Origin of the sequence: [Erwinia] mediterraneensis (assembly GCF_900604315.1) — a bacterium.
Taxonomy (GTDB): domain Bacteria; phylum Pseudomonadota; class Gammaproteobacteria; order Enterobacterales; family Enterobacteriaceae; genus Pantoea; species Pantoea mediterraneensis_A.
Genome location: NZ_LR026978.1, coordinates 161837 through 185212, shown reverse-complemented (window position 1 = coordinate 185212; position 23376 = coordinate 161837). Strand labels below are relative to the sequence as shown.

Genomic DNA, 23376 nt, shown 5'->3' with positions numbered 1-23376 from the left:
CAGCAGCAGGCAGAGCGCTTTTCGGCTGCCTGCTGTTCAGCTTTTGTACGACAAAAAAATAATAAAAAATTCATCAACTTTTCGCAGGACGAAGCGGCAAATCTGAACTATTACTGTAAAGGCCAACAGGCAGCGCTGCGCTTTTTGCCGGACGCGTTTATTTAAAAAATCGCTTTTTCTTTGCTGCGCTGCTGGCGCGGCCTTTGCTGTAAACACCAGGAAAACACAATGACAATAAGATCGTTTGCTGGTGTGACTTATGAAAAAAATTATCCTTTCCCTGTGTCTGTCAGGCTGTAGCGGCCTGTTTGCGCCGCTGACGCAGGCCGCTCCTCTGGCGGACTTTAACTGGCAGGCCGCGCCGCAGCAGGAACAACGGGCCAGCCTGACGTTACGCGAAGCCATCTTACGTGCCTTTGCCCGGCATCCGGATATCGCCCGCGCCGCCGCCCAGATTCATGTAGGGGCGGGGGAGTTGGCCGCTGCAGAGAGTGGCTGGTATCCGCAAATCTCCCTGCAAGCCAGCGGCGGCCGCTCCCGTCAGACGGACTCTGCCGGCAGCCTGAACAACTCCGCCTCGGGCGGCATCACTCTCAGTCAGCTACTGTACGACTTTGGCCGCACCGGCGGCGCCATCGATGAGCAGCAGGCGCTGTCTGACGCCTGGCGCTACAGCCTCTACAACACCATGACCACGGTGGCGCAAAATACCCTGCAGACCTATTTACAGGTGAAGCGCTATCACTCGTTAGCGCAAGCCGCACGCGCCAATATCGCCTCACTGCAGCATGTACGCGACATCGCCAGAATGCGTGCCGATGCCGGACTCAACTCGCAATCGGACGTGCTGCAGGCGGAAACGCGCCTTGCGGGGATGCGCGCCACCCTTGAACAGTATCTGGCACAACAGCGTTCGGCGCAGGCACAACTGACCGTCTTTACCGGCGTGGTCACCGACTCGCTGCCGGAGTTGCCGCAGGCGCTGCTTAGTCAGCAAATCAGGCTGGATAACATTGCCTGGTCGCGCAGCGCGGCGGTACGCAGCGCTCAGGCGCAGCAGGTTGCTGCCCGCGAGCGGGTGCGCCAGGCGCAGGCGAACCACTGGCCCACCATCAGGCTGGAGGCGGGGCGTACACGCTACGAAAATGATCGCCGTTCTTACTGGGATGATGAATTGCAGCTGCGGGTTGAAGCACCGCTCTATCAGGGCGGGCTGGTGAGCGCGCGCACCCGGGCGGCAGAAGGGGAGCGCGAAGCGGCGCAGGCTGCGGTGCAGCAGGCCAAACTCGATATCGATCAGCACGCCTCGACCGCCTGGGCCGAGATGAATGGCGCTCAGCAGCGTCAGCTTGCCGGTGAGGCCCAGCTGGCCAGCGCTGAACATACCCGTAACGTCTATGCCGATGAATATCGTCTGAGTAAACGCAGCCTGAACGACCTGCTCAGCGTGGAACAGGATGTGTTTCAGGCGGACAGCATGCGCCTGATGGCGTTTTACGACAGCTGGGATGCCACGGTGCGCTATGCCGCCGCGGTTGACAACCTGCTCGACATCATGGGCATCGACCGCGAAAAGAGCAGCGGCGAACTCCTTCCTTCCCTGCAATAGCGTGGCGTACGCACGACAAGGTTTTCAACATGACTTCACAAAGCATTAATAGCGATAACTGGATTGCGGCCATGCTGCGCGTGGCTGCCCGCTTTGGTCAGCCAGCTGACAGCAAAACGCTGCATCAGCAGATGCGCTGGTTTGCACATTTGTCGGCGGAACAGCAGCTGGAGCGCCTGGCGGGCCTGCTGGGTCTGCATCTCACCCTGCTGCCACATACCCGGCTGCGCTGGCGTCAGGAGATTACCCCGGTGGTGCTGATGCTGGAAAATGGCAGCGTGGCAGTGATCGAGGCTATCGACAGCAATAACCAGGTGCGTTACTGGCTGAGTGAAGGCGGGGAAGTGGTGCGCGAAAGCGAGCTGGCGCTGCTGCTGGCGCGCAGCCAGCCTGAGGTGGGCGTTGTGGGCGTGGCGGCGCGCGGGCGCGATGCGCGTATCGATGAATTTATTCAGCCTTATGAGGCGCACTGGTTCTGGAAAAATTTTCGCGGCATGGGACGGCGTATCGCCGAAATCTCGCTGGCATCGGTAGTGGGTAACGTGCTGGCGCTGGCGGGGATTCTGTTCTCGATGCAGGTGTATGATCGGGTAATCCCGGCGCAGTCGCAATCCACGCTCTGGGTGCTGTTTGCCGGTGTGCTGCTGGCGGCTGCCGTTGAGTATCTGATTCGCCTGATGCGCACACAGGTGGCGGACCTGATGGGGAAACGCATCGACCTGAAGGTCTCTGCCATGCTGTTTGCCCGCGCAATGAATATCCGCAATGAAGCGCGCCCCAAATCTACCGGCTCCTTTATCTCCCAGCTGCGTGAAATCGACCAGGTGCGCGAGCTGCTGACCTCCACCACTCTGGGCGCGGCGGCGGATATGCCTTTCGTTATCCTGTTCCTGTTTATCATGGCGTTTATCGGCGGCTGGCTGGTGGTGATCCCGCTGCTGGCGATTCCGCTGATTATTATTCCCGGCCTGCTGGTACAAATCCCGATGGCGCGGCTGGCGAAAGAGGGGCTGCGTGAAGGGGCGCTGCGCAATGCCGTGCTGGTGGAAACCATTGAGGGCATTGAGGATATCAAAGCGCTGCAGGCCGAGCCCTATTTTCAGCGCCAGTGGGAGCAGACCCATGAAGTCAGTGCCGCCATCAGCAATCAGCAGCGGCTATGGGGGGCGCGCCTGACCGGCTGGGCTTCCACCGTTCAGCAGCTTACCTATGCCGGGATGCTGGTGTTTGGCGTTTATCTGGTGCTCGACAATCACATCACTACCGGTACCCTGGTGGCCAGCAGCCTGCTGTCGTCGCGCACCATTGCGCCGCTGATGCAGCTCACCATGGTTTTTTCGCGCTGGCAACATGCGAAAAGCGCCATGAAAGGGCTGGATGAGCTGCTGAAAAAGCCGCTCGATCAGCCTGACGCCACGACGCTGGCGCATTGTCCAACCCTGACCGGCCATTACGATCTGCGCAACGTCCAGTACAGCTGGGATGATGAGAATCAGAAAAATAGCCTGCATATCCAGCAGCTGCAGATTAAACCCGGCGAACGGGTGGCTATTCTCGGCAAAGTGGGTGCCGGGAAATCGACGCTGCTGAAAATGCTGGCCGGCCAGGCGCAGGCGACGCAGGGCAACGTTATTGTGGACGGCGTTGATATCAGCCGCATCGATCCGGTGGATTTACGCCGCCAGCTCGGCTGGCTCTCGCAGGACGCGCGTCTGTTCTTCGGTACGCTGCGGCAGAACCTGATGCTGGGTAATCCTCACGCCAGTGAGCAGGAAATGTTACAGGCACTGCGCGTCAGCGGCGCGCTGTCGCTGGTGCAGCAGGACGCGGCCAGTCTCGATCGTATCATTAACGAGGGCGGACGCGGCTTGTCCGGCGGACAGCGCCAGATGGTGTTGCTCAGCCGTCTGATCCTGCGTCAGCCGCAGGTGGTGCTGCTGGATGAGCCCACCGCCGCCATGGATGAACAACTGGAGAAGTATGTGGTGCGGCAACTGCAGGGGTGGGTCGCTGGCCGCACACTGGTGCTGGTGACCCATCGTCCGACGCTGTTAAAGATGGTGGATCGTATTGTGGTGATGGATAACGGTCGCATCGTCGCCGATGGTCCGCGTGATACGATCCTGCGCCGTGCGATGGGCAAGGCGCCAGCACAAGGAGAAACCGCATGAGTCTGGTGATGATCGACAAAGACCTGGCGCGCCACGAACGCAGAACGTCGGCGATTATCTGGATCTGCAGCGCCGCATTGCTGCTGTTCCTGCTCTGGGCGCACTTCGCTATCCTTGATGAGGTCACGGTAGGTACCGGCAAGGTGACCCCCTCCAGCCGTGCTCAGGTGATCGACAGCCTGGATGGCGGCATTGTGAAAATGCTGAACGTGCACGAAGGCAATATCGTGGAGAAAGGGGCGATCCTGGCGAAACTCGATCCTACCCGTTTTCAGTCCAGCTTTGGCGAGGCGCTGGCGAAAGTGCGTACCCTGCGCGCCTCAGCGGAACGGTTGCAGGCTGAACTGGCGGATGCGCCGCTGAAGTTCAGCAGCGAAACGCTGCAGGTTCCCGAGCTGGTGCAACGGGAAACCCAGCTCTGGCAGTCGCGTCGTCGTAACCTTAAGGAGACCATTAACAACCTGCAGCAGTCGCTGCGGCTGGTACAGGACGAGTTGCGCATGACGGAGCCGCTGGTGGCGAAAGGGGCGGCCGGGAAAGTGGAGGTAATTCGGCTGCGCCGTCAGGTCAGCGACCTGCGCGGGAAAATTGACGAGGCGCGCAACAATTATCTGGTACGCGCTCACGAAGAGCAGGTGAAAAACAACGCCGAACTGGAGGCGCAGCTGCAGGTACTGTCAGGGAAAGAGGATCAGCTGGAACGCGCCACGCTTTATTCGCCGGTGCGTGGTATTGTCAAGGACATTCAGGTCACTACCGTTGGCGGCGTGCTGGAACCGGGCGGCAAGCTGATGGAGATCGTGCCGCTGGAGGATCAGTTACTGATTGAAACGCGCATTAACCCACGCGATATCGCCTGGATCCGTCCCGGTTTGCCCGCGATAGTGAAAATAACGGCTTATGATCCGGCCATCTACGGTAACCTCACCGGAGCAGTGGAAAGCGTCTCGCCAGATACTCTGCAGGACGAAGTAAAACGCGATCAGTTCTATTACCGGGTGTGGGTACGCACGCAAAAAGCGGAACTGACTAACCACGCTGGCCGTACTTTCCCGATAGTTCCCGGTATGGTAGCGAATGTCGAAATTAAAACGGGCCAGAAATCCGTGATGGATTATTTACTGAAGCCGCTAAATAAGGTTAAGGAAGCGATGCGGGAGCGCTGAAATAGCGGGCCGGAGAAAATTATCTTTACCTGGTTACTTTCGGAAATTAAGTAAGTATCTCTCTGGTAAAATAAGGAAAACAAAATGTGAAATGCTTAACAAATAATGCGCTTCGTTTAACCAACTATTTTTATGGGCAAAAACAAGCTGACAAAATCAAAGCGTAACGAGAGTGGATAAAAAAAGCCGGACACAAGGCCCGGCAAGAATAAGGGTAAACATCTCATTCGGGGTGAATGAAGGTAATAATGAAATAAATGATGATAGCGGAATCCATTGTAAGCGTTGACAGCGCGAAAGTTTTATCATTCAGTGCTCATAATATTTTAATCTAACCAGCTGATTTTAATAGCTCATAAACCGGTTTATCAAATTGTGCGCTATTTTTTAACACTGCGTGCTGATGAGAAGTTCCGCAATATTTACATTTAGAAATAAACATTTTATACACTGAAACACTTTCGGAAAATTCGTAGCATTTTCGAGATAGATTATTACCCGCTATATATCAACAATGAGTTTGCCGGCTGAATTTTTAATCGTTCAGCTCGCAGTGGCAAATATAAGGCACATAACAGAGGGTAATAAAATGAAACTTCGCGTTCTCTCCCTGATGGTTCCTGCATTACTGGTGGCAGGCTCAGCAGGCGCAGCTGAGATTTATAATAAAGACGGCAACAAATTAGATCTCTACGGTAAAGTTGATGGCCTGCACTATTTCTCTGATAACGACGGTTCCGATGGCGACCAGTCCTATGTCCGTTTCGGCTTTAAAGGCGAAACCCAGGTCACCAGCGATCTCACCGGTTATGGCCAGTGGGAATATCAGGCTGCCCTGAACAACGCCGAGTCAGAAAATACCGCTGACAGCTTTACCCGTGTTGGCTTTGCGGGTCTGAAATTCAGCGACGGCAGCTCTTTCGACTACGGTCGTAACTACGGCGTTGCCTATGACATTGGCGCCTGGACTGACGTACTGCCTGAATTCGGCGGTGATACCTACGGCGCAGATAACTTCCTGTTCCAGCGCAGCAACGGCGTTGCCACCTACCGTAACAGCGGTTTCTTTGGTCTGGTGGATGGCCTGAATTTTGCCGTGCAGTACCAGGGTAAAAACGACAGCCCTGAAGAGTCTCCGAATGGTCGCGATGTGCTGGGCCAGAACGGCGACGGCTGGGGCCTGAGCACCACCTATGACATCGGCTCTGGTTTCGGTATTGGTGCAGCGATGTTCCAGTCTGACCGTACCAACGAGCAGAATGGTGGCGAGGCTGGCGTGCTGGGCCGTGGTGACAAAGCGGAAGCTTACACCGGCGGTCTGAAATATGACGCTAACAACGTCTACCTGGCTGCGATGTATACCCGCTCTTACAATGCTACCCGCTTTGGTTCCGTGAATTCCGGCGCCTTCGGTTATGCGGATAAAGCGGATAACTGGGAACTGGTGGCACAGTATCAGTTCGACTTCGGTCTGCGTCCTTCTCTGGCATTCGTGACTTCGCGCGCCACCGATCTGCAGACCTATGGCAAACAGAACCTGAAAAAATATGTTGATGTGGGTGCGACCTACTACTTCAACAAAAACATGTCTACCTATGTTGATTACCAGATCAACCTGCTGGATGACAACGAGTTCACCGACGCAGCCGGTATCAATACCGATGACGTCGTAGCACTGGGACTGGTTTATCAGTTCTGATTGCAGGGGAGCGCGGCCACCGGCTGCGCTCCCGGTTTGCTCTGCCCGCCTGTATTAGCCCCGCAACACATCCTTTTCTCTGCTTTTATCCTGTTAATATGCCAGTGACTGCCACGGCGGCTCAGTGCGTCGATCGCCAGGTACGGGATTTGGGCTGCGGCTGTTTATCGTTCTGTGGCATCGTCCCCTCCAGCGCCACTCCCGCCAGGGTAAAAGCGGAATAGCGCAGCCAGTGCTGCCAGTCGGGAGGCGAAGATCTCTTTTTCGTCATGGGATACCTCGTATTAGTGTGCGGTCTTTCTGTTCGTGCATTATCCATGCCAGCCTGATCGCTCTGACAGCCACGGATTTCCCGCTCAGTTTGTTACACTGCCCGCGCTTCCGGCTGGTGCAGCTGACTATTTTTGGTGCGGGGCCGCTTGTGAATGCCTGACAGAGAGAAGGATAAAAAGAAGATGCGTATAATCTGGATGTTGCTGGCGCTGCTGACGCTCAGCGCTTGTGATAACGCCCCGGGCACTCAGGTGCTGGAAGGGAAAACCATGGGCACGCAGTGGCGGGTCAGCGTGGCGGCGCTGGAGCCGCCACGGGCAGCGCAGCTGCGCCAGCGTATTCAGCAGCAGCTCGATGCGGATGACCACAATCTCTCTACCTGGAAAGCGGATTCGGTGCTGTCGCGCTTTAATCGTTATCAGGGCAGCGCGCCGCAGCCGGTGGACGCCGGTATGGCCGATATTGTCACCGTCGCGCTGCGCATCGGGCAGAAAACTGGCGGTGCGATGGATATTACCCTCGGGCCGCTGGTGAACTTGTGGGGATTTGGCCCGACAAAACAGCCTGTTCATACGCCGGATGCGGCGCAGATCGCGGCGGCCAGAGCGCAAACCGGTCTGCAGCACCTGCGCGTGATCCAGGGCGTTGCCGGGCAGTGGCTGCAAAAAGATCTGCCGACCCTCTCTGTTGATCTCTCCACGCTGGGTGAGGGTTACGCCACCGATCATCTGGCACGCCTGATGGAGCAGGAGGGCATCCGGGACTATCTGGTGTCGGTTGGAGGAGCGGTGCTCAGCCGGGGCAAAAACCCGCAGGGGCGTCCCTGGCGCGTGGCGATCCAGAAACCCACCGATCGGGAAAACGCGGTGCAGGCGCTGGTCGATCTGCAGGGGCACGGTATCAGCACCGCAGGCAGCTATCGCAACTATTATGAACTGGATGGCAAGCGCATCTCCCATGTGATCGATCCGCTCAGCGGTCGGCCGATTGAGCATAAGCTGGTATCAGCGACAGTGATCGCGCCCACAGCGCTGGAAGCGGACGGCTGGGATACTGGCCTGATGGTGCTGGGCAGTGAAAAAGCGCAGGCGCTGGCGTTAAAAGAACAGCTGGCGGTTTACCTGATCAGTAAAGAGGGCGATCGCTTTGTCAGCTGGATGTCGCCACAGTTTGCTGCCTTTCTGATCGGCGATGAGTAGCGGAGGAGAAAATGATGCTCGATCTGTTTAATGACGAAGCGCCCTGGCAGGAGCCGCTGGCGGAGGGAGCGCTGATTTTACGTCGGCGTGCACGCGAGCAGGGGGAAGCGCTGCTGGCGGAAATCGCGGCGATTGCCGCACGGCATCCATTCCGTCATCTGCTGACCCCGGGCGGGCATCGTATGTCGGTCGCCATGACCAACTGCGGCGATGTTGGCTGGTCCAGTAACCTGCGCGGCTATCGCTATAGCGCAGAAGATGAGGAAAGCGGACATCAGTGGCCCGCCATGCCGGTACTGTTCCGCCAGCTGGCGCAGCAGGCCGCGCGCGCGGCGGGTTTTGCCCACTTTACGCCCGATGCCTGCCTGATTAACCGCTATGCGCCCGGGGCCAAACTGTCGCTGCATCAGGATAAAGATGAGAAAGATCTGCAGCAGCCAATTGTTTCCGTCTCGCTCGGCTTACCCGCGGTTTTTCAGTTTGGCGGCTTTGCACGCGGTGATGCGACGCAGCGCGTGTTGCTGGAACATGGGGATATCGTGGTGTGGGGCGGACCGGCGCGCCTGCGCTATCACGGTATTCTGCCGCTGAAGGCGGGAGTCCATCCGCTGGCCGGTGCCTGGCGCTATAATCTGACCTTCCGCCGTGCCCGTTAAGTGCGGGCGCTTTCGCTGACGATAATAAGAATTATCATTGCTATCATTTCGCATCGCATTAAACTGCTGGCTGCTTTGTTCACCCATGGAAACTGTTAATGGCGTTGCTTCACGTGGTCTTTCGCCAGTATCGCTGGCCGTTTATTAGCGTTATTTTGTTGACGCTGCTCAGCGCCGCGCTGGGTATTGGCATCATTGCTTTTATCAATCAGGAACTGATTGTCTCCATTAATACCTCACTCAGCGTGCTGCCGAAATTTTTGCTGCTGCTGGTGCTGCTGATGGCGGTGACCCTCGGTTCGCAGCTGGCGCTGACGTTGCTGGGGCATCACTTTGTCTGGCGCCTGCGCGGCGAATTTATCAAGCGCATCCTTGATACGCAGGTGGAGCGCATTGAGCAGATCGGCAGTGCGCAGCTGCTGGCGGGCCTGACCAGTGACGTACGCGCCATTACCATCGCCTTTGTGCGTCTGCCGGAATTGATTCAGGGGATTATCATCACCCTGGGGTCGGCGCTCTGGCTGGCCTGGCTGTCGCCGAAGATGCTGCTGGTGACCACGCTCTGGATCACCATCACCCTGATCGGCGGCTGGCTGCTGGTTTCCCGCGTCTATCAGCACATGGCGAAGCTGCGTGATCTGGAAGACAATCTCTATCGCGATTACCAGACGATTATCGACGGACGAAAAGAGCTGCAGCTTAACCGTGAGCGTGCCCGGCTGATTTACGACACCGTTTATCAGGAGGATGCCCGCAGCTATCGTCATCATATCGTGCGTGCCGATACCTACCACCTGAGCGCCGTGAACTGGTCAAACATTATGATGCTCGGCTCGATAGGGATGGTGTTCTTTATGGCCAATACCCTCGGCTGGGCCAATACCGCGGTGGCGGCCACCTTTTCACTGACGTTACTGTTTCTGCGCACGCCGTTGCTGGCGGCGGTAGGGGCATTGCCCACGCTGCTGAGTGCCCAGGTCGCGTTTCGTAAACTGAATGCCTTTCATCTGGCTGAGTATCAGCCGCAATTCAGCGCGCTGGTGCCGCGCAAGCCCTGGCAGACGCTGGAGCTGCGCGACGTCACCTTTCATTATGGGGATCATGGATTTGCCGTTGGTCCCATCAATATGACCCTGCGCCGTGGCGAACTGGTGTTTCTGATTGGCGGCAACGGCAGCGGCAAATCGACGCTGGCGATGTTGCTTACCGGTCTCTACCGGCCTCATTCCGGTACGCTGCTGCTGGATGGCGAAGCGATCGACGCGCAGGATCTTGACGCCTGGCGCAAACATTTCTCAGCGGTCTTCACCGATGTGCATCTGTTTGATCGTCTCACCGGCCCGGAAGGTCAACCCGCCAATCCTGCCCTGGTGCAGCAGTGGCTGGCGCGCCTGAAAATGCAGGATAAGCTGAAGCTGGAAGGAAATCGCGTACTTAATCTCGAGCTGTCGAAAGGGCAGAGCAAGCGTCTGGCGCTGCTGCTGGCGGTGGCAGAGGAGCGCGACATCCTGCTGCTGGATGAGTGGGCCGCCGATCAGGATCCCCATTTCCGCCGCGTGTTTTATCGGGAGATCCTGCCGTGGCTGCAGGCGGAGGGCAAAACCGTTTTCGCCATCAGTCATGACGATCATTACTTTATTCATGCGGATCGCCTGCTGGAGATGCGCGACGGCCAGCTGGGCGAACTGACCGGCAGCGAGCGCGAAATGGCGACGCTGGATGCGGTAAAACGCACCGAAAGCCGTGCCTGATGTCAGTTGATATAGCTTAGCTAAAAGGGTTATTAGTCAGGGAGGCGCGGTCAGGTTAAGTTCTCTCTATGCAGAAATGCACAACAGTCTTCTGAGTAACTTGTGTTAATTCCGGCTCATGGTGTTATGAGCCGTTTTTTTATGGCTTCAGCAGGGATGGTTGATCAGCGTCATGACCTCGCCCGGTTGCAGGCGGAAATATGCCTTCAGCAGGGTTTCCTGCGGCAACGCCTGACTCAATCCCGTCGTCAGAGATAACCGCGCCTCGCCTGCCGGCATATCTACCGCCACCAGCGCCGCCTGATGAAAATCCATTGGCTGACGTATCACCGGCCAGAGCGCTTTATACAGACTCTCCTTGAGCGAAAAGAGCAGAGTGGCCGCGGCGGCAAAAGGCAGCGGCAATGCGCGCAACAACTGCCGCTCCGCCTGATTCATCAGCATCCCGGCCGTCTCTTCCGCTGTCTCCACCGACATCATCTGCTCGACGTCAATACCTACGCAGCGCGGCTGGCGGGTGGCAGCCATCACGGCAATTCCCCGGGTATGCGACAGCGAGGCGGCAATACCGTCAGGCCAGCAGGGGGAACGATCGGGCGCATTGGTGAGGAGAAAATCCGCATGACCCAAATCCTGTAACAGCTGACGCGCCAGAAAGCGGCTGGCCAGATACTCGGCGCGCCGCCGCGTTACCGCCTGCGCCAGACGCGCCGGCAGGGGAATGGCCAGCACCTGGCTGAGCCCGTCATGAAAGCGTTGCGTATCGAAACGGCAGTAGCCCACCCGCAGATCGCCCTGGCTGACAGCCAGCGCGGTAATAAATCCCCCGGGGGGCAGAACAGGAACAGGCTGGAACATGTGGATACTAATCAGGAAAAACACCATTTAATCAGCCGCCAGCAGGAAGCGCAAGTTCCGCCGGGAGCGGCGCAGCAAAAATAAAGGCCGCCGCAGCGACCTTAAAGGCTATTTTTTCTCGGGTTCAGGTTTCTTATCACCTGATTCTGGTGCTTCATTCGGATCGTCTTTTTCTATGCGGTACATTCTGCTCTCCTTTCGTTGTCCGTTAATATTAAAAAGTATAGACCATACAGCGACTTTGCTCCGACATTCCGCGCAAAATCAGCGCAGCGCCCCATCGGTTTCAACCGGTTGCTCGCAGGGTTCCAGCATAATGGGAATGCTTTTATACGCAGGAATACCGCTCTGCGTATCATGGCTGTCCAGCGGCACCATCACGTTGGCTTCCGGGTAGTAAGCCGCTACCGAACCGGGCGCCATGTCATACACCACCACGGTCAGGTTATCTAACCGGCGTGATGTCGGCTGCCCCTCGGGATCGAGCGCCACCATATTGACCTTGTCGCCGACGCGCAGATTGCGTTTCTCGGCTTCATCCGCGTTGATAAACAGCACATCACGCCGTCCGGTAACGCCGCGATAACGGTCATTTAAGCCATACAGGGTGGTGTTGTACTGGTCATGACTGCGCAGCGTGGTCAGCACCAGGTCGTGACATTTCAGCGAGCGCGGATCCTCGTTAATGCCTTCCATCACAATAAATTGCGCTTTCCCGCTCGGAGTCAGCCAGACGCGTTCTGACGCGGCGTTATATAAACGGAAGCCGCCGGGCTTCTGAATGCGCTTGTTGTAATCGGCAAAGGCGGGGAACACCGCTTCAATCGCTTCACGGATAAAGCTGTAATCGCCAATCATCCGGTCCCAGTTCACTTTTGAATGGGGTAAGGTGGCTTTGGCAATACCGGCCACCAGCGCAGGCTCTGATTTCAGCCAGGGAGAGGCGGGTTCCAGCGTACCGCGCGAGGCGTGCACCATCGACATGGAGTCTTCTACCGTGACGCTCTGTTCACCGGAAGCCTGCACATCGCGTTCGGTACGGCCCAGTACCGGCAGCAGGTAATTATGTTTGCCCAACAGCAGGTGGGAGCGGTTAAGCTTGGTAGCCATATGCACCACCAGATCGAGCTTGCGCATCGCTTCAAAGGTGACCTGAGGATCGGAAATCGCTTCCGCCAGGTTGCCGCCAAGGCAGAGCAGCGCTTTCGCTTTGCCATCACGCATCGCCTGAATAGCCGCTACCGCACCATGACCATGTTTCTGCGGCGGCTTAAAGCCAAACACGCGCTCAATACTCTCCAGCAGTTCAGGCGAGGGGATCTCGGTGATGCCAACGGTACGGTCGCCCTGTACGTTAGAGTGACCACGTAACGGACAGATGCCCGCACCTTTCTTGCCCATATTACCGCGCATCAGCAGCAGGTTGGCGATCTGCTGTACGTTCTGCGTGCCGTACTGATGCTGGGTAATACCCATGCCGTAACAGATAATGGTCTTTTCCGCTTTCGCATACAGACGGGCGATATTCTGGATCTCTTCATATTCCATACCGGAAACCTTCAGAATATGTTGCCAGTCGGTAGCTTCCAGATCTGCTTTCAGCGCCTCAAAGCCCTGCGTATGCTCGCTGATAAACGCTTCATCCAGTACCGGCGCTTCCCCCTCCTGTAGTGCTCTTTCATGCATCTTCAGCAGGACTTTCATGATCCCTTTCAGCATTGCCGCATCGCCACCAACGCGCACTTTATAGTAGGTGGAGGCGAGGGTGGTCGAGCCCAGCGACAGCATTTCAATCGGGCTTTGCGGTGAGGTAAAGCGTTCCAGGCCACGTTCGCGCAGCGGGTTGATGGCGACGATGGTCGCGCCGCGCTTCGATACTTCGCGCAGCGTGCCGAGCATACGCGGGTGGTTGGTGCCGGGGTTGTGGCCGATACAGAGCACTAAGTCGCAGTGATCGAAATCTTCCAGCTCAACGGTGCCTTTACCGATGCCAATAGATTGCGGTAAACCCACGCTGGTTGGCTCATGGCACATATTGGAGCAGTCGGGGAAGTTATTGGTGCCATATTCACGGGCAAACAGTTGCCAGAGAAAAGCGGCTTCATTGGAGGCCCTGCCGGAGGTATAAAACTCAACGCTGTCGGGATCATCGTAGCTTTGCAGCTTCTCGCCAATCTCGCGAAAGGCAGTTTTCCAGTCGATGGGCTGATAAGTGTCGCTGGCGGCATCGTACTTCATGGGATGCGTCAGGCGGCCTTCGCCTTCCAGCTCAAAGGCGCTGCGCTGCCATAGTTCGCTCACGGTATGGGCAGCGAAAAATTCCGGCGTGGTGCGTTTGCTGGTCGCTTCCCACGAAACCGCTTTTGCGCCGTTTTCACAGAATTCAAAGGAGGAGGCGTGACGCGGATCGGGCCAGGCGCAGCCGGGACAGTCAAATCCTTGTGGCTGGTTTACTTTGAAGAGCGCAATCACATCCTGTTTTATCGACATTTGACCACGTAAAGCGTCAGCGACCGCTTTCAATGCTCCCCAGCCACCGGCGGAGCCGCCATAGGGAGCGATACCAATATTTTTGTTCTGATGTTTCATACGTCTCCACACTCATTAAGGAAAGGTAATGAAAGCGTAGGTCAGGCTGGCGGGGTTAAAGCGGATAATCTGAAAAAAATTCCTTTTTTTACTTTCAGAATATTACGGCACAGCGCCTGAGGGCGGGACGCATCTCTGTTTCGTTGCCACTGAAACCGTCAGGCTGAAACGGCAGCAGCCTTGCTGCCAGCAGCGCGCCGTCGGAGATTTTTACGCCTGGGCCACAAATTTAAGCTGGACAGGGTTGGTTAAAAAATAATCAAACTAAACTTTATTAACCCGGGCGAGGTTAATGGAGGGGCTATGTATACCGAGGCTGAATCCCGCAGATGGGCGTCACAGATGCTGATGTCCGCGCTGCGCGGCAATCTGAGTCCTGAAGAAGTCACCCGTCAGGTAACTCTGGCGTTCAGGCTGCATGGTGCAGCCGGGCTGGAAAAATTACTGAATGATGTACTGACGGAAGCGGGGCGCATCGGACCCGGACATTGTGACGGCTCGCTCTACTGCAGCCAAAAGATAACTCTCACCCGGACGCTGACTCGCGAGGCGAGCCATGTCCGCCAACGGTAAGCCGGATGCCGATCCGCCTGCGGGCAGATTTTTTTGCCCGCGGCGCTGGTCTGGTCAGATACCCGGAATCAGATGGATCAAGCTAACAAAAGCAACATTATCTTCAACCGGCAGCCGGGCCGCTGAGATGTAATCGGTCTGATACCAGACGACATCATCCACTTTTACCGGCGTGGAACAGGTTTCGCAATAAATACGTTCTACCTGCTCAGCGAGCGGTGAGCTGACTGAGGCCCGAAACCGGTCGCCACCGCATTCGCGACAGGAAATCTTAATAACAGGCATAGCGCAGGCTCAGAAGGGAGAAGGATGACTACCATACATTAAGAATCGTCCTAATCAAGACATGCGCACAGTAATAGCATAAATTATGCCGCTTTTTGTCTGGACGCCCGAAACTAAAGGAAATTTCCCTTTGTGCATGACATGATGCTGTCATCAGGCAGAACATAAACGACAGGAGCGTTTATCAGCGGAAAAAGAGTCTGGGCAAATGGCAGGCAATAAAAAAGCAGCGTTAAAGGCTGCTTTTTCAGGGTAATTTGGTCGGCACGAGAGGATTTGAACCTCCGACCCCTGACACCCCATGACAGTGCGCTACCAGGCTGCGCTACGTGCCGAACTGTGGAGGGATATACTACCGGTTATTCGCGCAATTGCAAGATACCTGCGTTCTAACTGCCGTATTATTAATCAGTTAGCGATAAAACGCTTCTCTTCTGTCAGCACCTGCAGCAATAGCGCCAGCTGCGGCTTATGATCTTTCAACGGGTTACCCTGCGCATCGTACGCTTTATAGCTGCCGTTATTCTCCAGCACCAGCGTGGTCTGCGGTGTGGTGATCACCAGTTTATTCTCATCGCTGCTGGCGACCCAGTTGTGCCGCCGCTGGGCCGCAAACAGATCTTCACCCTGCGCGTAGTTAACCGGATCGGTGCGCACATGTAACAGTCGCTGCATCAGCGTCACCATCACATCCTGGTGATCCGACAAACGTTCTATCTGCTGGGCTGGCGTATTCGGCCAGTGTACCACCAGCGGCACCTGCAGCGCGGCGCGGTTACCTTCGCTCGCTGCATCTTCACCCAGAGTAATGCCACGCTGGGCGGTAATCACCACCACGGTGTTCTGCAGCAGATCGCGCTGCTGCAGGCGGGTCAGGACGTTATTAATCTGTTCATCCAGCGCGGCCGCCTGGCGGGCATAGCTGCGTTCACGCGCCCTGACGCTGTCGCCGCTGACCTGAATACCGTTAAAGGCGATCCAGGAAAACCAGGGCGTCTTGCTGTCCGCCTGATGACTGTTAAGCCAGTTTTGCCACTGAGCGAAAGTTTCCGCGTTCGACTGCTTGCCGTTGGCGGGCAGGGTGTAATCCGCCAGCAGAGCCTGCCGGTACAGCGGCTGGCTGAACCCTTCTGAAGAGAAGAGCCCAAACTGATAGCCCTGCGTGCTCAGGGCGCTGAGTAACGTAGAGGGGATACGTGCCGCCAGGATGCCATCCATATAACTGGAGGATATACCGTAGAACAGGCCAAACAATCCACTCTCTGCCGTGTTACCGGCGCTGAAATGGCGGGTAAAGCGAACATTTTCCTCCGCAAAGCGCGACAGCGCAGGCAGGCTTTTCCCGACGCTGGCGTTATGTACTCCCTCGACGGTAATAATCAGCAGATTCTGTCGTGTACCGGCATCGCTGAAGGCGATATCACGCAGGGGATACTGCACGGAAAGCGCTTCCGGATCGCCCTGTTGTACCAGCCGACGCTGATATTCCTGTGCATCCAGCAGGCCATGCTTCTCCAGAAAACGCCGCGCAGTCATTGGATAGGAGAGGGGCAAACTGGCGCGCTGCATGGTAATAGGGCGATAGAAGTTGGCATCGGCCCAGATATAAAGCAGATGGCTGGCGAAGAAGCAGCTGATAAACAGTGCCGCGAGCGGCTTGCCAAAGGATCGCCGGTTCAGGCTGCGTAATTTCTGCCAGCTCCAGGTGGCGACCAGCATCTCTACCAGAAAAATGGCGGGCACGCTGATAAACATCAGTTGCCAGTCGCGCGCCATTTCGCTCTGGTCGGGGTTGACCACCAGCTCCCAGACCATGGGATTCAGATGCAAATGGAAACGGTTAAAGACGGCGCTGTCGACCATCACCAGCGTCAGGCCGACGGTGGCGCCAATGGCGGCCAGCACGCGCAGCAGGCGCTGCGACATCACCACAAAGGTCAGGGGAAAAATGATCAGCAGGTAAGCCGCGAACACCAGAAAGCTGAAGTGACCGATCCAGCTGCTGTAAGCATAAATACGGCCTGCAAGGGAAGCTGGCCAGTCGGCTACCAGCAGATAGCGACTGCCTAAAATTAACGCAAAGAAAATATTAAACAGAGCAAACCAGTGTCCCCAGCTGATCATCTGGGAAACTTTTTCACGGTAGCGCTGCCGGTTGGTTACCATATTATCTGTTCAAATTAGCCTGTTAATGGGCGTTGTCTTCGCGTACCGAAGCCTGTAACGCCTCAGCGAAAGAACGGGCCAGGGTGCGACGCTGAGCGGGCGCAACGCTGGTGTTAATTAAATTGGTCACCATGTTTCCCAGTACCATCAGGGAAAGATCGGTCGGGGCCTGGTCTTTTTCCAGCACCTGGACCAGCTGCGCGAGGAGTTGTTCCACGCGTTCGTCACTATAACGGGATGATTGAGGCATATCGTCAACTAAGCAAGTTTCAAAAGGCGATATATTACCGTAACAACGCACCTTTTTCTGCACTTTTATCGTAAGCGCAAAGTTCGGGATGCGCACGGAGTTGAAAGCGGCGGCGCGCGGTGTTTGAATACGCCCCTGAGCTTAAAGGAGAACCTACCATGAGTCTGGATCTCAACCAGATTGCCCTGCATCAGTTAATCAAACGCGATGAAAACAATCTTGAGCTGGTGCTGCGCAACTCGCTGCTGCCAGCCAACGCCACCGTGGAAGCGATGGTAGAGGAGTTACACCGCGTTTACAGCGCGAAAAACAAAGCCTACGGGCTGTTCAATGACGAGAGCGAGCTGGCGGAGGCATTGCGCAACTGCCGCAAAGGCGAAGATGATTTCCTCGCCTTCAGCCGCGCGGCAACCGGGCGTCTGCGCGACGAACTGGCAAAATACCCCTTTGCTGAAGGCGGCGTGGTGCTGTTTGTGCACTATCGCTACCTGGCGGTGGAATATCTGCTGCTGGCGGTGCTCAACAGCCAGTCGAGTATGCATGTTAATGAACAGCTCGATATCAGCACGACGCATTATCTGGATATCAACCATGCGGATATCGTGGCGCGTATCGATCTGACCGAATGGGAGACCAATCCCGGGTCGACACGTTATCTCACCTTCCTGCGTGGCCGGGTAGGGCGCAAAGTGGCCGACTTCTTTATGGATTTCCTCGGTGCGAGCGTGGGTCTGGACACCAAAGCGCAAAACCGCGGTCTGCTGCAGGCGGTGGATGACTATTGCAGCGAGTCAAATCTTGATAAGAACGAGCGGCAGAACTACCGTCAGCAGGTTTACAGCTATTGCAACGAACAGCTGCAGGCGGGGGAAGAGATTGCGCTGGAGGATCTCTCTAAGGAGCTGCCGCCGCTGGGAGAGAAAAGTTTTCAGGCTTTCACCCAGGAGCAGGGCTATGAGCTGGAGGAGCATTTCCCGGCCGATCGCGGTACGCTGCGCCAGTTGACAAAATTCGCCGGCAGCGGCGGCGGTCTGACGATCAATTTTGATGCTTTGCTGCTGGGCGAACGTATTTTCTGGGATCCGACCACCGATACGCTCACCATTAAGGGTACGCCGCCCAATCTGCGCGATCAGCTTCAGCGTCGCACTGGCGGCCGCTGAGTTATAGCCAATAAAAAACGCCGCGATTGCGGCGTTTTTTTCAACTCATCGGGCGATTAAGCGCGAACGAAGTCGATGTGAGTCACTTTCGGCTTGAACGGGTGACGCTGTACAGCCTGAACTTTTGCTTTTACTTCCTGACCGTCAACAACCAGAGTCAGCACTTCAGAATAGAACTCAGGTTTAACCTGCATGTTCATTACCTGGTCTTGATCCAGTTCAACAGCAACAGCGGCTTCTTTACCACCATAAATGATGGCCGGGAATTTATTCGCTGCACGCAGGCGGCGGCTCGCACCCTTACCCTGCTCTTTACGTACTACTGCATTGATAGTAAACATCGTAATGTCTCTTTTGATGACGTCTGTTACAGGCGACCCAGCAACAGACAGGTTATTCAGTAATGCTTATGCGAAGGCAAAAGCGGGCGGCATTATAGCGGCATTGCCCGGTACGGGCAAATGATTCCATCAGTTAACGCAGCTCGTTGGCGCGGCGGAAGCGGCCCTGATAATCAAACAGCTTTTCGCGCACCTGCCAGAACTGCCCTTTGGCGCGCGCCACGACAAAATCGGGATGGCGTAGCAGCGGCTGCATCGCTACCACGTCGGCGGCCGTTTCCCAGCCGAGCGGGACGCCGGGCGCGCGCTGGTGCGGACGCATAAACAGCTGTTCAAACGCCTTGCGCTGCGCGGGCGTGCGCAGGCGGAAACGTTCGCTGACGCTGGTGCCCTCCTCGTCAAAATAGGTCGCTTTCAGCCATTCCCCCTGCGCATCCTGGCCGTGCGCAAGCGCCATCCCGCCGCAGCGTAGCACCAGCGCATCTTTCAGCTTCAGCGCCGCTTTCAGCATATCGTCGGGGTCCACCAGCACCTTATCGCACTGATGGCAGCGCCGCGCGGCGATATCATTTTCCGCGCCGCAGTCGGGGCAGCTTTTGAAGCGGAAGCGATAATCGCACTGCCAGCGCTCGCCCTCATCATTCTCCAGCACGCCCTGACAGCGCCGGCCAAAATGTTCAATCACCGTGCCGTCGCTGGTCGCTTTGCCCCAGAAGGTGTTGGCAAAACCGCAGGCGGGGCAAAAAACCTGCACCGGCTGATTATCGCTGGCGCCTTTGGGCGTGCCGACTTCGGGAGTAAACAGGTCGTGCGGGTTACCGGCATAATCCAGAATCAGACAATCGGTTTTTCCCGGCGCCAGACGCAGACCTCGTCCCACAATCTGCTGGTAGAGACTGACCGATTCCGTGGGGCGCAAAATGGCGATCAGATCCACATGCGGCGCATCAAAACCGGTGGTCAGCACCGCGACGTTCACCAGAAACTTCAGCTGCTGCGCCTTAAAGGCACTGATAATAGCGTCGCGCTCGCGCATTGCGGTGTCGGCGGAGACCAGCGCGCTGTCCGGCGGCAGCAGCGAGAGGATCTCGCGCGCATGCTCGACGGTGGCAGCGAAAATCATTACCCCGCGGCGATCTTCAGCGAACTCCACGATCTGGCGAATAATCTGTGGCGTGACGCGCTGCTGCTGTTTCAGCTCCCGGTTGAGATCCGCCTCGCTGAACAAGCCGTTAGCCTGCGCCGTGAGGCGGCTGAAGTCATACTGCACCACCGGCATATCAAGCCGTTCGGGCGGCACCAGAAAGCCCTGTTTAATCATGTAGCGCAGCGGCAGCTCATAGATGCAGTCGCGAAACAGCGCCTGCTCATCGCCGCGCACCATACCGTGATAGTGAAAATGGTAGATCCAGCCTTTGCCCAGACGAAAGGGGGTGGCGGTCAGGCCAAGCAGACGCAGTTGCGGATTGTGCTGACGCAGGTGAGTGAAAATCTGCTGATACTGACTTTCGGCATCGTCGGCAATCCGGTGACATTCATCGACGATCACCAGCGAAAAGGCGCTTTCAAACAGCGTCAGATTGCGCGCCACCGACTGGACGCTGCCAAATACCACTTTGCGCTGGCTCTCTTTGCGCTGCAGCCCGGCGGCAAAAATGTCCGCTTCCAGCCCGTAAGCCTGGTATTTGGCATGGTTCTGCTCGACCAGCTCTTTGACATGAGCCAGCACCAGTACGCGGCCACGCGCCAGCCGCGCCAGTTCGGCGATCACCAGACTTTTGCCCGCACCGGTAGGCAACACGATAACCGCAGGCTCCGCATGGCGGCGGAAATGGACGATGGTAGCGTCCACCGCTTCCTGTTGATAAGGACGCAGAGTAAATGACATGGCACTTCACTTTTCTGTAAACCAGCCGCCATTATGCCATGAAAGCCAGGCGACCGCAGGATCGGCACTGTTAGCGCGCCTGACTCCAGGCTATACTGGCGAAACTTTTTAACGGTTAAAAACACCGTTTCAGATTCCCTCCGAAGCAACAGGCAAAGCAACGTAATGCGACTCGACAAATTCTTATCTCAGCAACTGGAAATCAGCCGTGCCATTGCCGCACGTGAACTGCGGGCGAAAAAAGTCACGGTAAATGGCGAAGTGGTGCGTGATGGCGCATTTAAAGTTTTGCCGGAGCATGAGGTAGAATATGAAGGCAATCTGCTGCAAATACAGCAGGGTCCGCGCTATTTTATGCTGAACAAGCCGCAGGGCTATGTCTGCTCCACGGACGATCCCGATCATCCCACCATTCTCTATTTTATCGAAGAGCCGCTGGCGTGGAAGCTGCATGCTGCAGGGCGGCTCGATATTGATACCACCGGGCTGGTGCTGCTGACTGACGATGGCCAGTGGTCGCACCGCCTTACCTCGCCGCGTCACCATTGTGATAAAACTTACCGCGTCACGCTGGAGTCGCCGATTGCCGATGATGTGGCGGCGCAGTTCAGCGCAGGCATCCAGCTGCACGGCGAAAAAAACCTGACCAAACCGGCACAGCTGAAGGTGATTACCGCGCATGAAGTCCTGCTGACGCTGAGCGAAGGGCGCTATCACCAGGTGAAGCGGATGTTTGCTGCGGTGGGCAATCATGTTGTTGCGCTGCACCGTGAGCGCATTGGCGACATCGTCCTTGATGAAAATCTGGAACCTGGCGAATATCGCCCGTTAACCCCTGAAGAGATTGCCAGTATTGGCTTGCCCGATGAGTTAAAACAACAGAAATAATAAACAGCAGGAGCAGTGTAGTGCGCAAGGAAAAAAACTCGTCCACAGGACTGGTAGTGATACTGGGGTTGCTGGCCATGTTAATGCCGCTCTCCATCGATATGTATCTGCCGGCATTGCCGCAGATCGCGCGGGAATTTGCCGTGTCGGCAGGCAGCGTGCAGATGACGCTCAACCTCTATATCTTCGGCTTTGCTATCGGGCAGCTGGTGTATGGCCCGCTGGCGGACAGTTACGGGCGTAAACCCGTGATCCTGTTTGGTACGCTGATTTTTGCCCTGGCGGCAGCAGCCTGCGCCCTGGCGCAAACCATCGATCAGCTGATTTTCATGCGCTTCCTGCATGGCCTCTCTGCCGCTGCCGCCAGCGTGGTGATTAACGCCCTGATGCGCGACAGCTACTCGAAGGAGGAGTTTTCGCGCATGATGTCCTTTGTCATGCTGATCACCACTATTGCGCCGCTACTGGCACCGATTCTGGGCGGCTGGCTGTTGCTGCTGTGGAACTGGCACGCCATCTTCTGGGCGCTCTCGCTGGCGGCGGTGGTGACTACCGTGCTGGTGGTGACCCAAATTCGCGAAACGCTGCCGGTGGAAAAGCGCCAGCCTTTCCGCCTGCGGACCATGCTCGGTAATTTTGTTACGCTGTTTCGCCACCGCCGCGTCTTCAGCTATATGCTGGCGAGTGGTTTTTCCTTTGCCGGTCTGTTTACCTTTCTCAATGTGGGGCCCTTTGTCTATATCGAGCTCAACCACATTTCGCCACAGCATTTCGGCTACTACTTTGCCCTGAACATCGTGTTTCTGTTTGTGATGACTCTGATCAACAGCCGCTCGGTACGACGCTTTGGCCCGCTGGCGATGTTCCGCTGTGGGCTGGTGATACAGTTCTGTACCGGCCTGTGGCTGCTGGTGGTCAGCGCCCTGAACCTCGGCTTTATGCCGCTGGTATTCGGCGTGGCGATGTTTATTGGCTGCGTATCCATGGTGTCGTCGAACGCCATGGCGGTGATTCTGGATGAGTTTCCGCATATGGCGGGTACGGCGTCCTCACTGGCAGGCACGCTGCGTTTTGGCATGGGCGCGCTGGTGGGCGCGCTGCTGTCGCTGATCACCTTTAGCAGCGCCTGGCCGATGGTCGGGACCATTGCGCTTTGCGCCTCGCTCTCCGTGTTGTTTTTTTACTACGCCTCGCGTCCACGAAAAAAAGCCGCCTGAACCGGGGGCGAACGCCGCTTCGCCCCGGGTCTCTCCTCATCCGACAATAATGTTTCTGGCATGTAAAAATTAAATTATAAAAAAGTAATCAATCAGGGTCTAAAATGATTGTTAACTGAGCGTGAACGCGATACATATAGCCTGAAATGCGAGCTTGCTCGCAAATAATAATATTCGCGTGGCGTGGCAGGGCAGAACGAGAAGACAAGTCTTGACGTCCCTGATTTTTACTTCGACCAGGGATACGCTGCACAGATGCCATGCATCGTGAATGAAATTATCATCTCTGGGGGCTTGAGTTGAATATGCCGCAATTTTCCGTTGTGCATCGGCTGCCGCAGCGTTATCGCTGGTGTGCAGAGCGTCAGGGCGTAATTGTCGCGCACAAAACGAATGATATCGCTAACGAACAGGATTTGATTGCGCTGCGTCTGTTAAGTCATCACGGTCATCCGGCATGGGAGATTCTGCGCCAGCTGCAGGAGACGCTGGCGGAAATTCAGGTAGAGTGCAAAATCGCCGAGTGTGAAGGAGAGCCCTGTCTGTTTGTGCCACTCAGCGACGAGAGCGCCACCAGCTGCTGCCTGAAAAATCGCGGCGTCGCCATCGCGGAAAACTTTGCTGCTCAGTAACA

Annotated in this window: 20 protein-coding genes and 1 tRNA gene; 12 read left to right on the top strand and 9 right to left on the bottom strand. The window is 56.4% G+C overall.

The genetic code is table 11. The annotated features are described in order from the left end of the window. The first annotated feature begins 259 nt into the window (after nucleotides 1-259). The 4 genes from E0E17_RS00775 (at nucleotide 260) to ompC (ending at nucleotide 6645) form a co-directional block, all read left to right on the top strand. Nucleotides 260-1609, top strand: a complete 1350-nt coding sequence (locus tag E0E17_RS00775) for a TolC family outer membrane protein (RefSeq protein WP_130830837.1) — start codon at nucleotides 260-262, stop codon at nucleotides 1607-1609. Nucleotides 1610-1638: 29 nt separating this feature from the next. Further along, nucleotides 1639-3780, top strand: coding sequence for a type I secretion system permease/ATPase (locus tag E0E17_RS00770; RefSeq protein WP_130830836.1), 2142 nt, complete (start codon nucleotides 1639-1641; stop codon nucleotides 3778-3780). Continuing rightward, entirely contained in the window at nucleotides 3777-4946 is a 1170-nt protein-coding gene (locus tag E0E17_RS00765; protein WP_130830835.1) for a beta-barrel domain-containing protein, read from the top strand. The genes E0E17_RS00770 and E0E17_RS00765 overlap by 4 nt, the downstream gene beginning before the upstream one ends. A 589-nt stretch (nucleotides 4947-5535) precedes the next feature. Then, a complete protein-coding gene (ompC, locus tag E0E17_RS00760; protein ID WP_130830834.1) occupies nucleotides 5536-6645 on the top strand; it encodes a porin OmpC in 1110 nt (369 codons plus the stop codon). 121 nt (nucleotides 6646-6766) lie between these two features. On the opposite strand, the gene E0E17_RS20165 is transcribed toward ompC, so the two are convergent. Next, complete coding sequence (locus tag E0E17_RS20165; protein ID WP_165446196.1) at nucleotides 6767-6916, bottom strand: hypothetical protein; 150 nt, start codon at nucleotides 6914-6916, stop codon at nucleotides 6767-6769. Between the two features lie 199 nt (nucleotides 6917-7115). Between E0E17_RS20165 and apbE the strand changes: the two genes are divergently transcribed. From apbE to E0E17_RS00745, 3 genes are all read left to right on the top strand, one after another. Beyond that, a complete protein-coding gene (gene apbE / locus E0E17_RS00755) occupies nucleotides 7116-8117 on the top strand; it encodes an FAD:protein FMN transferase ApbE (RefSeq protein WP_237680808.1) in 1002 nt (333 codons plus the stop codon). Nucleotides 8118-8131: 14 nt separating this feature from the next. Next, nucleotides 8132-8773 carry a DNA oxidative demethylase AlkB gene (alkB, locus tag E0E17_RS00750; RefSeq protein WP_130835417.1) on the top strand — a complete coding sequence of 214 codons (642 nt, stop codon included), beginning with the start codon at nucleotides 8132-8134 and terminating at the stop codon, nucleotides 8771-8773. Nucleotides 8774-8871: 98 nt separating this feature from the next. Further along, nucleotides 8872-10524, top strand: coding sequence for a multidrug ABC transporter permease/ATP-binding protein (locus E0E17_RS00745; RefSeq protein WP_130830832.1), 1653 nt, complete (start codon nucleotides 8872-8874; stop codon nucleotides 10522-10524). A gap of 147 nt (nucleotides 10525-10671) precedes the next feature. Here E0E17_RS00745 and E0E17_RS00740 read toward each other — a convergent pair whose 3' ends face one another. Further along, nucleotides 10672-11382 carry a 4'-phosphopantetheinyl transferase family protein gene (locus E0E17_RS00740; protein ID WP_237680747.1) on the bottom strand — a complete coding sequence of 237 codons (711 nt, stop codon included), beginning with the start codon at nucleotides 11380-11382 and terminating at the stop codon, nucleotides 10672-10674. Between the two features lie 264 nt (nucleotides 11383-11646). Continuing rightward, complete coding sequence (locus E0E17_RS00735; protein ID WP_130830830.1) at nucleotides 11647-13971, bottom strand: FdhF/YdeP family oxidoreductase; 2325 nt, start codon at nucleotides 13969-13971, stop codon at nucleotides 11647-11649. 303 nt (nucleotides 13972-14274) lie between these two features. Between E0E17_RS00735 and E0E17_RS00730 the strand changes: the two genes are divergently transcribed. Beyond that, the gene (locus tag E0E17_RS00730) at nucleotides 14275-14544 is read left to right on the top strand and encodes a hypothetical protein (RefSeq protein ID WP_207302033.1); all 270 of its coding nucleotides are present in this window, start codon (nucleotides 14275-14277) and stop codon (nucleotides 14542-14544) included. A gap of 54 nt (nucleotides 14545-14598) precedes the next feature. Here E0E17_RS00730 and E0E17_RS00725 read toward each other — a convergent pair whose 3' ends face one another. From E0E17_RS00725 to E0E17_RS00710, 4 genes are all read right to left on the bottom strand, one after another. After that, nucleotides 14599-14829 (bottom strand): hypothetical protein, encoded by a 231-nt coding sequence (locus tag E0E17_RS00725; RefSeq protein ID WP_130830829.1) that lies wholly within the window; start codon nucleotides 14827-14829, stop codon nucleotides 14599-14601. A 258-nt stretch (nucleotides 14830-15087) separates the two neighbouring features. Continuing rightward, a tRNA-Pro gene (locus tag E0E17_RS00720) sits at nucleotides 15088-15164 on the bottom strand. A gap of 73 nt (nucleotides 15165-15237) precedes the next feature. Further along, nucleotides 15238-16995, bottom strand: a complete 1758-nt coding sequence (yejM, locus tag E0E17_RS00715) for an LPS biosynthesis-modulating metalloenzyme YejM (protein ID WP_130830828.1) — start codon at nucleotides 16993-16995, stop codon at nucleotides 15238-15240. 22 nt (nucleotides 16996-17017) lie between these two features. Next, nucleotides 17018-17245: a YejL family protein gene (locus E0E17_RS00710; RefSeq protein ID WP_130830827.1), complete on the bottom strand. Its 228-nt coding sequence runs from the start codon at nucleotides 17243-17245 to the stop codon at nucleotides 17018-17020. A 158-nt stretch (nucleotides 17246-17403) separates the two neighbouring features. On the opposite strand from E0E17_RS00710, the gene yejK reads away from it, so the two are divergent. Next, on the top strand, nucleotides 17404-18408 hold the full coding sequence (yejK, locus tag E0E17_RS00705) for a nucleoid-associated protein YejK (RefSeq protein WP_130830826.1): 1005 nt from the start codon (nucleotides 17404-17406) through the stop codon (nucleotides 18406-18408). A gap of 56 nt (nucleotides 18409-18464) precedes the next feature. Here the strand turns inward: yejK and rplY are convergent, their stop codons facing one another. Further along, complete coding sequence (gene rplY / locus E0E17_RS00700; protein WP_130830825.1) at nucleotides 18465-18749, bottom strand: 50S ribosomal protein L25; 285 nt, start codon at nucleotides 18747-18749, stop codon at nucleotides 18465-18467. Nucleotides 18750-18882: 133 nt separating this feature from the next. Beyond that, the gene (gene radD / locus E0E17_RS00695; protein ID WP_130830824.1) at nucleotides 18883-20637 is read right to left on the bottom strand and encodes a DNA repair helicase RadD; all 1755 of its coding nucleotides are present in this window, start codon (nucleotides 20635-20637) and stop codon (nucleotides 18883-18885) included. Between the two features lie 165 nt (nucleotides 20638-20802). On the opposite strand from radD, the gene rsuA reads away from it, so the two are divergent. From rsuA to E0E17_RS00680, 3 genes are all read left to right on the top strand, one after another. Continuing rightward, entirely contained in the window at nucleotides 20803-21525 is a 723-nt protein-coding gene (gene rsuA, locus E0E17_RS00690) for a 16S rRNA pseudouridine(516) synthase RsuA (RefSeq protein WP_130830823.1), read from the top strand. Between the two features lie 20 nt (nucleotides 21526-21545). Then, complete coding sequence (locus E0E17_RS00685; RefSeq protein WP_130830822.1) at nucleotides 21546-22742, top strand: Bcr/CflA family multidrug efflux MFS transporter; 1197 nt, start codon at nucleotides 21546-21548, stop codon at nucleotides 22740-22742. Between the two features lie 305 nt (nucleotides 22743-23047). Further along, nucleotides 23048-23374 (top strand): YejG family protein, encoded by a 327-nt coding sequence (locus tag E0E17_RS00680; RefSeq protein WP_130830821.1) that lies wholly within the window; start codon nucleotides 23048-23050, stop codon nucleotides 23372-23374. The last annotated feature ends 2 nt before the right edge of the window (nucleotides 23375-23376 follow it).